This is a genomic window from Actinocrinis sp. (assembly GCF_035605935.1).
Classification (GTDB): Bacteria; Actinomycetota; Actinomycetes; order Streptomycetales; family Catenulisporaceae; genus Actinocrinis.
On sequence record NZ_DATNGK010000240.1, the window covers coordinates 1 to 12,603 of the forward strand.

Sequence of the window (12,603 nt, forward strand, 5' to 3'; positions counted from 1 at the left end):
TGCTCAGGAACAGCTGGGCGGCGATCTCGGGGTTGGTCAGCCCTTTCGCAATCAACGTCAGTATCTCCGCCTCGCGCTGGGTCAGCCCATCAGGCAGCGTTTCACCTTCCGCCGCTGGCCGGTTGTGGCTCGCCTGACCCGTGGTGCCGGACGACGCGTCGGGCGGCGGCGCGACCGCGGCGGCCATCAGCGCCGCGTGGGCACGAGGGTCGAAGACGGCCAGACCGCCGGCGGCCGCGCGTAGTGCGTGCGCGATCTCGGTGCGGTCGGCGTCCTTGGTCAGGTAGCTGCGTGCTCCCGCGCGCAACGCGTCGAGAACCGAGGTGTCGTCGAGGTATGTGGTCAATACGACGACGGCGACGTCAGGGTGCTCACTCGTGAGCCGGCGCGTTGTCTCGATGCCGTCGAGCACAGGCATGTGCAGGTCGAGCAGGATCGCGTCAGGCCCGTGTTCGGCGACCTGGTCGAGCGCCTGCTGCCCGTCCGCGGCGGACGCGACGACCTCGATGTCTGGTAACGCGCCGAGCAGGAGGACGAGGCCTTCTCGGACACTGGCCTGGTCGTCGGCGACGACGATGCGAAGAGGTGCGGCGGCCGTGCCGGTCATGAGCGCGCGACGTTCGGTCGTGGGCCGGTCATCGGGCTGCTTTCTGCGGGTGGGCGGTGTCCAGCGGCAGGTGCGCGGTCACGATCCACCGCTTCTGCCGCGGCCCCGCCTCCAGTGAACCGCGCAGCAGCCGCAGCCGTTCCCGCATTCCGGTCAGACCATAGCCGCCGTCGACGGTCTGCGGCGCGCGGGGAGCGGCTGCCACTGGTGCGCCGTGGACCAAGTCGTTGCCGACGGTCAGTCGTATGTGCTGGTCAGCGTAGTCAAGATGCATCTCGATGGGGTGGCCGGGAGCGTGTTTGGCCGCGTTCATCAGGGCCTCCTGCGCGGTTCGCAGAAGGGCGACGGTCGCATCCGGCGGCAGTGTGCTCGGCGTGCCCGCCGTGGTGAAGCTGGTGCGGACCCCGTATCGCGCGGCGTGCGCTTGTGCGGCGCGGGCCAACTCCTCGTGCAGCGGCAGCGTGTCAGCGCGCAGGGCGTGCACCGCGCGACGGGTTTCCACCAAGCCGTCTGAGGCCATCCGTTGAGCGGTGGCCAGGGTTTCGAGCGCGCGCTGTTCGTCGTGTTGATCAGTGAGCAGGGCGCGTGCGGCTTGGATCTGAATACTCAACGCGCCCAGCGAGTGGGCGAGCACGTCATGGATCTCACGGGCGATGCGGGCACGCTCGTCGAGCACGTCCGCACGCCGCTGCTCGGCGCGAAGTTGCTGATGCTGGGCCAGCAGCATCGCGGACTGTTCGGCCTGGATGCGGTAAGCGGCGCGGTTGCGCCCGAACAACAGTCCGACGACGACGAGCAGCGGGTAGCCGAGCAAAGGGCCGATGCCGTCGTTGAAGACGATCCCGCCGATCTCGAAAGCAAGCAGCGCGAGCGCGCCGAGAACGAGAGCCGCAATCAGACTCAGCTCGCTGCCCGCGGCGAGCAGGGCCACGGCGGCGAAAGCAATCACACTGTCGCCGGCGCCTCCGGCGGACGCTCCCAGCGCCGCCGCGGCGGCCATCAGAGCGAGGGCCGCAGTCAGGACTCTGCCACCGAGCCGCGCCGCCGCGGCGGGACGAAGCTCCACCAGCGCCCACACCGCCGCGGCGACGCAAACCAACGCGAAGGCAATGGCCTGCGTGGGCAGCGCGCCGGGCTGGGCGGGCGGGCTGCGAAAGGTCAGCACACCCACGATCACGAGTCCGATCGTGCGGACCAGCCACGCGGCGGCACTCAACATGAGCCCAGTATCCCTACTCAACCGATCCGTCCGGTTCAGGACCGTTGCCACGGCTGGAAGCGCTCGTCATCGGGTGCTGACTGCTGGGAGTCGCCAGCGGACCAGTCGCTGCGGTCGCTCTCGCCCTGCCAGGCCGAGCGGACGTGGTTGAACGCGGCGCTCGTTGACGGAACCGCGCCGCGCGACCCGGAGCGATTGCGCTCGAACGCTGACGCCATGAACGAAGTTCCGTCCTTCTCAGGCGCGAACGGCACGCCCACAGCGAGCGCGCGCAGCATGATCACAGCGGCTTGTGCCAGACGATTGATGCCGAGGCTGAACAGCAGTGTGGACGAGGAGGCCGCGACGTGCGCGTGCATGGCGCCGGCCAGTGCCATTGCCGCGACGCGCCAAGCGGCCAGCGCAACCCACAGCCACAGACCGCGCACCGGCAGTTGCGCCCACAGGTAACCGTTGCGTGCTTCAAGCCGCATCATCGTCCCGAAGCCGACACCGATGAGGGCTGACCCGATCGTTGCGATCACGAGACAGGTCACGTCGGCAGGCTGCAGATGCCCGGCGTTGCCATGCAAGTCGCTGAACCCGATCACGGTGAGGATCGCCGGCAGCACGACCGTGCGCTTGCCGCGCAGCGGCTCGCCTCTAACCTGCCGGAAGATGACTAACCCGACGACGCCTATCACGGCGAGGATTTCCAGCGCGGACACGGCGCGCTCCCTTCGTATTCGCCCCCGCCCATTGGCGGGACGGCCGGTGGGCCGACATCAGCGACGCTAGGTTCCGGAGCGGTATGGGCACGTCGGCCCAAGGGTCGAGCCGCGGTATGACGCGGTATGAGATTCGCGCGCCACATGTAGTACCGGCTGGAACCAGACCGGTGCACACGGGTCATGCCGAAGGTCAAACCGCGGACCGATCCGCCGAGGGCCGTCACCGGCGAGCGTGGAATGCGTCAACACCAAGCCGCATCCCGAGGAGCAAGCCATGTTCTCCGAACTGACTCAGGCCGAGATCGTCAACGGTGCCGTCCTGATCGCCACCCTGCACAGCGATCTCGGTGCGCACCGCAAAATCGGCCCGATGCGCATCCTGCGCCCGGCCCTCGTCGCTGCATCGGTCGTCCCGCTTTTCATCGACCCGCTAGTCACCCATGGGGCCGGCCTCGCGGTCGAGTTGGCCGGTGTAGCCGCCGGTCTGCTCGGCGGGCTGGCCGCGCTGGCCCTAACCCGGGTGTATCGCAGCCCGAAGACCGGAAAACCGGTTACGCACGCGACGTGGGGCTACGCGCTGCTGTGGACCGTGGTCATCGGCGCTCGCGCCGCGTTCTCCTACGGCTCCTCGCATTGGTTTCCGAACCAGCTGGCGCAGTGGTGCCTGGGTCATCAGGTCACCGGCGCGGCCATCACCGATGGCCTGATCTTCATGGCGGTCGTCATGCTGCTGACGCGTACGGCCGGCTTGGCCGCCCGCGCCGCGGCGTTGCCTCGAGCCGCGCGGGAACAACAGGGCACGCTGATCGCTCCGGCAAGCGTTGGCCCATCCCGATAGCACAAGGCTGGCGAGTTACCGGTGCACCGCGGTCAACCCCGCGGTGCACCGCTGTCTTGGGTCAAGGATTGAGCATGGGCTCCCATCCACGATCCCTGACATCGCCGTCTGCGTGACCAGCCCATGCGTTGGTTCACAGCTTCCGCTCTAGTTGACGCCGGCGAGCACGCCAGAGACCAGAAAGCGTTGGCAGAACAGGAAGACGACGAGCACCGGCGTGATCGCCAGGAGCGTGGCCAGCGCCAGTTCGGGCCTCGGCACGGCGAGGATGCCCAAGCCCACCTGTACGGGAAACTGGTTGCTCTCAGGCAGCAGCACGTAGGGCAGGTAGTAGTTGGTCCAGTTGGCCACGAAGCTGAAGAACCCGATCAGCGCGACGATCGGGGCCGCCAGCGGGAGGGCAACGCGGCGGAATGTACCGAACTCGCTGCACCCGTCGAGTCGCGCCGCCTCCAGCAGTGCTTTAGGCAGCGTGGTGCTGAAGTAGATGTAGGCCAGGTAAACCCCGAAAGGGTAGAACGCGTAGGGCAGGATGATCGACCACATGGAGCCGATCAGATGGGCGGCGTTGATCTCCAGGAACAGCGGCACCACCAGGGTGGTGTTGGGCATCACCATCACCACGAGAGTGGCGATCAGCAGCGCGCGCCGACCGCGGAACTCGGTCATGGCCAGCGCGTAGCCGGCCGGGATGACCACCGCCAGGGTGATCGCGAGGGCCAGGAACGAGTAGAGCGCGCTGTTGCGCAGCCACAGGAAGATCGCGTCGCCTTCATACCTCGTGAGCGCGTCCCAGTTGGCTCGCAGCGCGTGCCAGGATCCGAAGGAAAGTGGACTGCCGTATTCGAGCTGGTCGCCGGTCTTGGTGGCGGCCAGCACCAGCCAGAGCACCGGAAGCACGAAGAAGACCGCGAACAACGCGAGCACCAGCGCGGGCAGCGGATTGCGGCTCGCCCGCCGAATGGTGCGGCGCGGCCGTTCCCGGCGGACGGGATGTGAAGCGAGGTGCCGACTTCCGGACCTGGGCCAGCTCGGACGCTGGCCCAGGTCACGGTTGGTGATCAACGGGGTGTGAAGTCCTGGTTGGTGCCAGGAGCGTTCTTGCACGGCCACTGGTCCAGTTGCTGGCCGTTGCTGGACCGAGCCCCGTAGACGTCGAGGCACAGTCCGCTGTTCTTGTTCTTGAACTGCCACGAGCCGTCCGACTGCTGCGCGGGCAGCCACTGGCTGGCGGCGTTGCCGTTGACCGGTTCCTGGACGATGTCGACCACTCCCTGGGAGGTCGAGCTGTTCGCCACGGTCACGTCCTGCCCGGAGTTCTCCACTTGCAGCTCGCCATAGCCGCCAGAAGTCGGCACGAACTGGAGCTGCTGGTTGGTCTGGCCGTTGCAGGTGTACTGGTCGATCGCCGCGCCCGCGTTGGAGGTGTTGCCGTAGGAGTCCAGGCACAGGCCGTCATTGCCCACGACCAGCCGATGGTAACCACTTGGGAAACCCTGCGGGGGTGCGGACACTGCCGCATAGCCGACTGAGGTCAGTTCGGACTGGACGGCGTTCTCGGTCGCGTCTGACGGGAAGCCGGCGGTGACGGCTCCCTCGAAGAACTCGCCCGTGTCACCGTGGTCGTTGCCGCCACCGGTGCCCAGCAGCACGGAATTCTCCAGGCGCATCGGTGAATAGCCACCGCTTGGCAGCGCCCCTGAGTAAGTGGTGGTGAGGCTGCCACTATCAGCATTGCCGTACTTCAGGGTGAAGTTGCTCGTGCCGTTGTTCTTCTCCCACGCCGTGACGAACGGGTACGTGATGCCCGGGTTGGAAGCGTTGTTCGGCCCGGTAATGGAGCTGTACATGCCCTGCTCGAGGTCGGCTTCGACCCACGGCCCAGGTCCGGTGCAGCCGCCGAACCAGCACGCGCTGCCGAACTCGATCGCGTTCATGGTGCCATCGCCGTCGTCCCGCCAGCCGTTTTCGGCGCTGCCGAAGTCAAAGCAGCAGCTGCTGTTGTAGAGCGCGGTCGACGTGACCTCATAGATCCCTTCCGGCTGAGAACCGGTCGGCACCCCCTGGGTGTTGAAGTTGCGGTAGCCGACAGCACCGGCGGAGGTGTTGAGAACCTTCACTCCGTAGACAGCGTTGCCGTTCACGGTCACCGGCAGAGCCATGGCGTCGGCACCGACGTCCGACTGAATCCAGGAGATTGGCAGGTCGTTGTGCTTCGAGCTCTGGTCGTAGAGCTTGGTTATCGTGCACGTCGCCCCGGAACAGAACGAGACCTGCGCGGCAGAGTTGGCGTAGCCACCGGCCGCCAAGACGCCCACGTCGAGATAAGTCTTGTCCGAAGAGCGCTGAATCTGGTAGAGCGGCCCGCTATACGCGGCGAACAGGGCGCGGGTCGTGCTGTACGCGGCTACGCACGGCGTGCCGCCCGTCGCATAGATGTCGCACGGGAGCGAGACCGCCGCTTGCGCTGACGGCGTCGCCGACAGGCTTGCCGTGATCGGCACCAGTACTGAGGCCACGAGGATGGTCGCCGAGGTCAGTCGGCCGAGAAGCTTGTGACGGCGGAACCTCGTCATTGCCTGCGGATGTCTGCCAGCGGCCCCGTCGTCGCGTGCTCGGTCCGCCGACCGCACGGCCCTCTTGCCAGCGCGGCAAGCGTGACGTACTAGTTCGAACACTGGGATCTCTTCCTTTCGTCGACCGGGTGTGGCACGCGTTGTGGCACCGGGAATTGTTAGCGCTAACATCGCCGTGGCGCTGCTCGGCCCATAGCTCGCTCCCGGTTGTGGCAGGACGCGTAATCACCGGGCCCCGCCCACGAAGGACGAGACATGGGATGTCCGCCGGGTTACGGTAAACCCGGATCTAAGGCAGGTCAACAGTCTGTATTACCGGCGCAATGCCTCTTTGGCTCCACTGGAAGCACTATCAGGGGAAGAAGAGCGTTGCCGTCGGCGGCCACGGCGGCTGCGCAGGTTTGCGAAAGTTTCACCCACAATGACCGGATGGATCATCATCCACCACCGCGGGACACGAGGAACACAAGCTCGGCGGCCGCTATCGGCCGCCGCTTAAGAAATGAATTTCACAAAGCTTGACAGGCAGCCGGGTGGAAGATTTGCTTCACGCGAGCCCCGCGTCCGGTTGTGAACCCTGACCTCCCCTGCGAAATATTCCTCAGCGCTGATTCGTAGCAGGTCACGGCTCTGTCCGCGCCACCTGAACTCCGGAGCGACGTCGGCTCAGCAGGAAAGACCTCGCCCCGATCCCGAGTCGGCCATGCAACCGGCGACGTCTTTCATAGCCGGGTCTAACTAAGTAGGCGTGGCCGTCGGGATCGATTACCTGTCAGAGGAGGAAGCGGTGAAGAAACGTATCGCCCTTGCGACCGCTACGGTGGTCGGCCTGATCACGGCCGGCGGCACCGCGGTCGCGACGGCGACCGCCACGGCGGCAGCCAGCGGATGCTCGGTCGGTTACACGATCTCAAGCCAGTGGCCGGGTGGATTCCAAGGCGCGGTAACGCTGACCAACCTGGGCAGCCCGCTGACGTACTGGACGCTGGCTTTCGACTTCCCGAATGCGAACCAGAAGGTCACCCAGGGCTGGAGCGCCACCTGGACACAGTCCGGCGCGCACGTGACCGCGGCGAATCTGAGCTGGAACGCCGCCGTGCCCACCAACGGCTCGGTGTCGATCGGCTTCGTCGGGGCGTGGAGCGGAGCCAACCCCGTGCCCACTTCGTTCAGCGTCAACGGGGTCGCGTGCACTGGCGGCGTGTCGAGTGGCACCCCGAGCCCGTCTGCCAGCGCGACTGCTTCCGCGAGCGCATCGGCCAGCGCCTCTGCCAGCGCTAGCGCGTCCGCCAGTCCCAGCCCATCGGCGTCCTCGTCCGGCGGGGGCGGCTACAACGGACCGGCTCCCGCGCTGCACGTGGCAGGCAACCACCTCGTGACCGCGGCGGGCGCCACGTACCGGCTGCTGGGCGTGGACCGTTCCAGCGGTGAGTACGCGTGCGTACAAGGCAAGGGAATGTGGGACAGCGGCCCGGTGGATCAGGCGTCGGTCGATGCGATGAAGGCATGGAACATACATGCACTGCGTATACCGCTGAACGAGGAATGCTGGCTGGGCCTCAACGGAACACCCAGCGGCGCGACCTACCAGCAGGCCGTCGAGGACTACGTGAAACTGCTGGTGTCCAACGGCATCAACCCGATCCTGGACCTGCACTGGACCTACGGTGCGTACACCGGGCCGGGAACCGCCTGCTCGGACGCGCACGCGACCTGCCAGAAGCCGATGCCCGACGCGCAGTACGCGCCGACGTTCTGGTCGCAGGTGGCCACCGCCTTCAAGGGCAACAACGCAGTGGTCTTCGACCTGTTCAACGAGCCGTACCCCGACGCGCCCGCCAGCTACGTCCCTGCGGACTCGTGGACGTGTTGGCGTGATGGAGGCACCTGCACCGGCATCAGCTACCAGGTCGCCGGCATGCAGAGCCTTATCAACGCGGTCCGCTCGACCGGCGCCACCAACGTGGTCATGGCCGGCGGCATCCAGTGGTCGAACGACCTGAGCCACTGGCTGCAGTACGAGCCGACCGACTCGAGTGGGAACCTGATCGCGTCGTGGCACTCCTACAACTTCAACGGCTGCTCGAATACCAGCTGCTGGGACAGCCAGGTGGCGCCGGTGGCCGCGCAAGTGCCCGTCGACACCGGTGAGATCGGCCAGAACTCCTGCGCCCACGACTACACCGATTCCGTCATGGCGTGGGCCGACAGCCACGGCGTCGGGTACCAGGCCTGGACATGGGATCCCTGGGGCTGCTCCGGCGGCAGCGTTCTGATCCAGGACTGGAGCGGCACGCCGACCGTCACCTACGGGCAGGGCGTGCAGGCTCACCTGCTCACCCAGACCCCGTAGACCGACCGATACAGCCTGTGGCCCGCCGTTGTACGGCGGGCCACAGCGCTGTGTCGCGGCGGGCTGGCTGCGAGCAGCGGCGCTCGAGCCGAACGCGGGCCGGTCAGGCGGGTCAGACAGGTTGGGGCAGGTCGACGATGGCCAGTTCGCTTTGCAGGACCAGCACGGCCCCGCCGATCGCCGCGGCGTCCGAGCCGCTGACCGACTGGACCACCGTCACCGGGTGCGCCCGCTTGGCGAAACAGCGCCGCTGCACTTCCCGCTCGATCAGCGACCGGAAGATGGGGCCGGCCGCGGCGAAGCTGGGACCGGCCAGCACGATCAGATCGAGGTCGAACAAGGTCGCCATCGTCACCGCGCCGACTGCCAGGTGGCGGGCGGAGCGCTCGATCAGCCCGCGCGCCGCCGGATCGTCGCCGGCCGCGGCGGTGGCGATGAGCGCGAAGTCGGCGAGGGAGTCGATCCCCAGCGGATCGAGTCCCAGATGCGCGACTAGCCCCTCGGTCGCGAGCGCCTGCCTGACGACTGCGCCCGGTCCGGCGTAGTTCTCCAGACAGCCGTAGTTGCCGCAGTCGCACTCCTCGCCGTCCGGGTCGATGCTGATGTGGCCGATCTCCACGCTGTTCGAGGAGCTTCCGCGGTACACCTCGCCAGCGCTGACGACGGCTCCGCCGATGCCGGTGGCCATGTAGATGCAGCCATAGGTGCTGTTCTGCTCCACCGCGCCGAGCCAGTACTCGCCGATCGCGGCCGCCGCCGCGTCGTTGTCGAGCAGGACGGGCAGACCGAGCAGTTCGGACAGTTCGTGCGCGATCGGGTAGCCGAACCATTCGGCGGTGGGCTGCGGGGTCAACAGCACGCCCGCCTTCTGGTCCTGCGGGCCGTAGCTGACCAGCCCCACCCCCAGCACCTTCCCGCGCTCGACGCCGACGGTGCCCAGCAGTGCCTCCACGCGGGAGGCGACCAACGGCAGCGCAAGTTCGGGTGGCAGCAGCTCGGTCCCGTGGAACGAGGTTCTGGCCACCGGCCGACCGGCCAGGTCGGTAATGACCACGACGCAGATGTTGCGCTCGAACAGAACTCCGATGCTGTAGCGGGCCCGCGGGTTGAGCTGCAGGAGTGTGGGCGGCTTGCCGCCTGTGGAGGTTCCGCGCCCGACCTCCACGACCAGGCCGTGCTCCATCAGCTCGCGCACGACCTGAGTGATCGTGGGAGGGGTCAGCCCGGAGTTCGCCGCCAGTTCCACCCGGCTGACGGTGTGCGCGGCGCGGATGAGGTCGAGCACGACGCCGCGAGTCTTCGCCCTGCTGGCCGCGACCGGGCCGCTCGTCATGCAGCCTCTCCCTCAGCAGCCGGTCGACCACACGGTCCCGGGGCGGACGGGGACTTAGCAAAGGTATCTCATTAAGCCCTGCCGCGGTCGTCGCGGCCCAGAGGTGCTGGGAGTGTCTTGGGATCCATGGGGCTGCTCCGGCGACGGGCTGCCGCAAGGTCGGCCGGCGGTAGCGGTTCATCACGGCACCCTGCTGCTGGCGCCTCCGTCGGCGTACTTACGGCAAAGCGTCTCCGACGGTGACGCCGGTGGGCTTGGGCTCCAGGTTGAGCAGTGGCGAGCTGGTGCCCAGCAAGGCAGCCGGAGCGAGTTGCGAACCGGCGGGGGTCGGGAGTACCGCACCCAGGCTTTCGGCGAGGTTCTGCTGAGTTTGGCCTACGAGAGCGTAGGCCCCCACTGTTTCCAACGGACCGATGATCGGTGCCTCGATCAGAGACGGGTGGGCGTCGGCGAACGCGGGTGCGGCGCCGGAAACGGCGCCGAGCGCAGCGATCGCGAGTACGGTCAGGCGGGCCGTGGTAGGCATTGAAGGATCTTGACTCTCATGGCGTGGGCGACGCTTCGGCTGCGTGATGTGGGTTCGACTCGGCCCGGTGCCGGTCGCTTTCCGGGGCACCGGGCCATGCCGGTCCGCATCAAGGCTCTGGAGGAGGCGCGTGCGGACGCCTTAGAAGAGCAGGCCGCCCTGCGGGCCGTTCTGGCTCAGCTCGATGGGCGCGTCGACGTCATTGCACACCACGTTCTGCGTGTGCAGCGGGGTGCTGCCACCCAACACGGCGCTGCCGTACCACGGGGTCGCGCAGCGCAGGTCCACCAGCGGGGCATCGGCGTTAAGCACACCGGTCTGGTCGCCGAGGAACGACAGCGGCGGGTTGTTGAATGCGCCGGAGTCGTCTGCGGGCGCCGACTGGGAGGCAGCCGCGGCACCGGCGGTTGCGAGCATCAGGCCGACCGCAGCACCGGCGACGGCGATGAACTTCTTGGGCATGGAACTCTCCTCGGTGAACGAAAAAACTCTTCGTGGGTACCCAACCGGCCTATTCGACTGCGGGTTACGGACGAATGCCTCTTTCACCCATCCAGCCCAATACGTTCTCCGCCGGTTCATGCTGCCGAGGCTCACGCCCGCGCAGCAAGCACCCATTAAAGGGAAGGCTGGGACGAGGACTCAGAAAGGACGAATCCTCGCCCCGAGGCGTGCGATAAAGCTTTAGAGCAGGCCGTCATTCCCCGTGTGGGACAACGAGACCGGCGCCTTGACGTCGTCGCAGACCACTGACTGCATGCCGATCGGCAGCGAGCCGCCGAGCACAGCACTGCCGAACCAGGGGGCGGCGCAGCGCAGGTCGATCAGCGGGGCGTCGACGATGATCAAGCCGCTCTGATCCGGAGCCACCACGCTCGATCCGCCGAACGCGCCCGTGTCGGCGCTCGCCGGCGCTGTGGACACCGCGCACGCCGCGGCGCCCAGTCCGACGACACAGAGGGTCTTCTTCAGCATTTCTTTTCCTCCAAGACATCCTGCTAGGAACCATCACGCTGTAGAACGCGGGTCAGCAAGATCGGGCTACGGACGCTTGCGAGGAATAGCCAATACGGACGAGTGATCCAAAGTCATATTTACACACCGGCCGGAACGTTTATCTATGGCACACGCGAGGGGACGACTGACTCACTGGATCTTGACGGTTTGGCCTTGGCGCTCGGTTATCTCGATGATCGCCTCGGCGGCGTTGCGGGGACCGTCCACGCAGTTGTAGAGCTCTTGGATCCTTCTGGCTTCGTGCCGGTAGCACGGGGAGCTAAGCATCTGGCGCGCCGCTGCGGCGATCAGGGGCGTCTGCGCGTCGCGTCGGGAGAGCAGTCGTGCCGCACCCAAGCGCTCGACGAGTGCGACGTTGAGGTCTTGCTCCAGTTGCAGCGGCACTCCGACGAAGGGCGTGCCGGCCGCCAGCGCCGTTTGGACGCTGCCCTGTCCGCCGGTGATCACGGCGAGGTCCACGCGCGGCATGATCAGGTGGCTCGGGAGCGTCGGGGACACCAGGACCCGCGGGCTGTTGAGGTCGGTGAGGTCGTGGACGGTCGCGGTCACCAGGATCCGCGCGTCGAGGCTCGAGAGGGCGGTTACTACCGTGCGCACCATGCCGGCGCTCGTGGAGCATAGGGCGACATAGACGATCGGTCCGGGGCCGGTCAGGAATCGGTCGACCTGCTCGGGTACCGGCAGCGGGAAGTGCGCGAACAGCGGACCGGTGTAGCGCAGCCGGGTCGTTGGCCAGTAGTGCCCGTTCGGGCGCCAGGCCTCCAATTGTGCCGCGGGGATCCCGAGCACTTCGGGGATTTCGGGGACCAGGGTCAGGTCGCCGAGCAGCATCGCTGCGAGACCGGGCACCGGCGGCACGCCCAGCTCCTTCGCCACCCGCCGCAGCCCGCCGGTGAACCAGCGCAGCCAGGGCACGGATCGATTGGCGACCGGCGCGGCCAGGAAACGCGGCAGGTTCACCAGCACCGGCGTGCTCGGCGCCGGCAGCAGGCCGCGCTCGAAGACCGGGGGCACGAAGCTGCCCGCGTGCTCAGTCACCAGCGGCACGCCGGCCAGCCGGGTGATGGAGCTGGTTGCTTGAAGCGTCTATGGTCTGCGTATCGTTCAGCAGATCCTGCCAGAGCAACAGTTCATCCGCGGGGACGACCACCCCCAACCACGGGACACACAAGCCTATATCGCCGTCCTCAGCGGACGACCGGCTCCAGAAGGACACTGGTCCGAGGACCTGCCGATGCCTCCGACGTGAAGGATCGAATCGCTCTGATTCACGCGTCTCCCGGCGGGGCAAGGATCAGCCCGGGGCGCGGGTGGGATCGCTCGGTGATCGACTCGATCTCACCGATCACGTAACCGCTTTGGAAGGCAACGCTTCCGCGCTGAGATTTCTACTGTGAGCCTTTGCGGACCTGCGCCATTCATCG

Annotated in this window: 12 protein-coding genes; 2 read left to right on the forward strand and 10 right to left on the reverse strand. The window is 67.1% G+C overall.

Annotated features, from left to right (window positions below):
* The 3 genes from VN779_RS19160 to VN779_RS19170 form a co-directional block, all read right to left on the reverse strand.
* A partial coding sequence (locus tag VN779_RS19160; RefSeq protein WP_325725267.1) for a response regulator transcription factor occupies positions 1 to 607 on the reverse strand: 607 nt, incomplete at its 3' end.
* Between the two features lie 28 nt (positions 608 to 635).
* Complete coding sequence (locus tag VN779_RS19165; protein WP_325725269.1) at positions 636 to 1,826, reverse strand: sensor histidine kinase; 1,191 nt, start codon at positions 1,824 to 1,826, stop codon at positions 636 to 638.
* Between the two features lie 35 nt (positions 1,827 to 1,861).
* Positions 1,862 to 2,533 (reverse strand): hypothetical protein, encoded by a 672-nt coding sequence (locus VN779_RS19170; protein ID WP_325725271.1) that lies wholly within the window; start codon positions 2,531 to 2,533, stop codon positions 1,862 to 1,864.
* A gap of 277 nt (positions 2,534 to 2,810) precedes the next feature.
* Here VN779_RS19170 and VN779_RS19175 point away from each other — a divergent pair, with 277 nt between their 5' ends.
* Entirely contained in the window at positions 2,811 to 3,374 is a 564-nt protein-coding gene (locus tag VN779_RS19175; RefSeq protein ID WP_325725273.1) for a hypothetical protein, read from the forward strand.
* A gap of 147 nt (positions 3,375 to 3,521) precedes the next feature.
* Here the strand turns inward: VN779_RS19175 and VN779_RS19180 are convergent, their stop codons facing one another.
* The gene (locus VN779_RS19180; protein ID WP_349260856.1) at positions 3,522 to 4,337 is read right to left on the reverse strand and encodes a carbohydrate ABC transporter permease; all 816 of its coding nucleotides are present in this window, start codon (positions 4,335 to 4,337) and stop codon (positions 3,522 to 3,524) included.
* A gap of 98 nt (positions 4,338 to 4,435) precedes the next feature.
* Positions 4,436 to 5,950: an arabinofuranosidase catalytic domain-containing protein gene (locus tag VN779_RS19185; RefSeq protein ID WP_325725277.1), complete on the reverse strand. Its 1,515-nt coding sequence runs from the start codon at positions 5,948 to 5,950 to the stop codon at positions 4,436 to 4,438.
* A 787-nt stretch (positions 5,951 to 6,737) separates the two neighbouring features.
* Between VN779_RS19185 and VN779_RS19190 the strand changes: the two genes are divergently transcribed.
* On the forward strand, positions 6,738 to 8,303 hold the full coding sequence (locus VN779_RS19190; protein ID WP_325725279.1) for a cellulase family glycosylhydrolase: 1,566 nt from the start codon (positions 6,738 to 6,740) through the stop codon (positions 8,301 to 8,303).
* 112 nt (positions 8,304 to 8,415) lie between these two features.
* Here VN779_RS19190 and VN779_RS19195 read toward each other — a convergent pair whose 3' ends face one another.
* From VN779_RS19195 to VN779_RS19215, 5 genes are all read right to left on the reverse strand, one after another.
* Entirely contained in the window at positions 8,416 to 9,636 is a 1,221-nt protein-coding gene (locus VN779_RS19195; protein ID WP_325725281.1) for an ROK family transcriptional regulator, read from the reverse strand.
* A gap of 217 nt (positions 9,637 to 9,853) precedes the next feature.
* On the reverse strand, positions 9,854 to 10,162 hold the full coding sequence (locus VN779_RS19200; RefSeq protein WP_325725283.1) for a hypothetical protein: 309 nt from the start codon (positions 10,160 to 10,162) through the stop codon (positions 9,854 to 9,856).
* A gap of 141 nt (positions 10,163 to 10,303) precedes the next feature.
* Positions 10,304 to 10,624, reverse strand: coding sequence for a hypothetical protein (locus VN779_RS19205; protein WP_325725285.1), 321 nt, complete (start codon positions 10,622 to 10,624; stop codon positions 10,304 to 10,306).
* Positions 10,625 to 10,846: 222 nt separating this feature from the next.
* Positions 10,847 to 11,137, reverse strand: a complete 291-nt coding sequence (locus VN779_RS19210; RefSeq protein ID WP_325725286.1) for a hypothetical protein — start codon at positions 11,135 to 11,137, stop codon at positions 10,847 to 10,849.
* Between the two features lie 171 nt (positions 11,138 to 11,308).
* Entirely contained in the window at positions 11,309 to 12,226 is a 918-nt protein-coding gene (locus tag VN779_RS19215; protein ID WP_325725288.1) for a glycosyltransferase, read from the reverse strand.
* Between the last annotated feature and the right edge of the window lie 377 nt (positions 12,227 to 12,603).

Coding starts and splice junctions, on each gene's coding strand:
- VN779_RS19200 (WP_325725283.1), bottom strand. CDS start 10,162: ATGCCTACCACGGCCCGCCTGACCGTACTCGCGATCGCTGCGCTCGGC.
- VN779_RS19195 (WP_325725281.1), bottom strand. CDS start 9,636: ATGACGAGCGGCCCGGTCGCGGCCAGCAGGGCGAAGACTCGCGGCGTC.
- VN779_RS19165 (WP_325725269.1), bottom strand. CDS start 1,826: ATGTTGAGTGCCGCCGCGTGGCTGGTCCGCACGATCGGACTCGTGATC.
- VN779_RS19175 (WP_325725273.1), top strand. CDS start 2,811: ATGTTCTCCGAACTGACTCAGGCCGAGATCGTCAACGGTGCCGTCCTG.
- VN779_RS19210 (WP_325725286.1), bottom strand. CDS start 11,137: ATGCTGAAGAAGACCCTCTGTGTCGTCGGACTGGGCGCCGCGGCGTGC.
- VN779_RS19205 (WP_325725285.1), bottom strand. CDS start 10,624: ATGCCCAAGAAGTTCATCGCCGTCGCCGGTGCTGCGGTCGGCCTGATG.
- VN779_RS19185 (WP_325725277.1), bottom strand. CDS start 5,950: ATGACGAGGTTCCGCCGTCACAAGCTTCTCGGCCGACTGACCTCGGCG.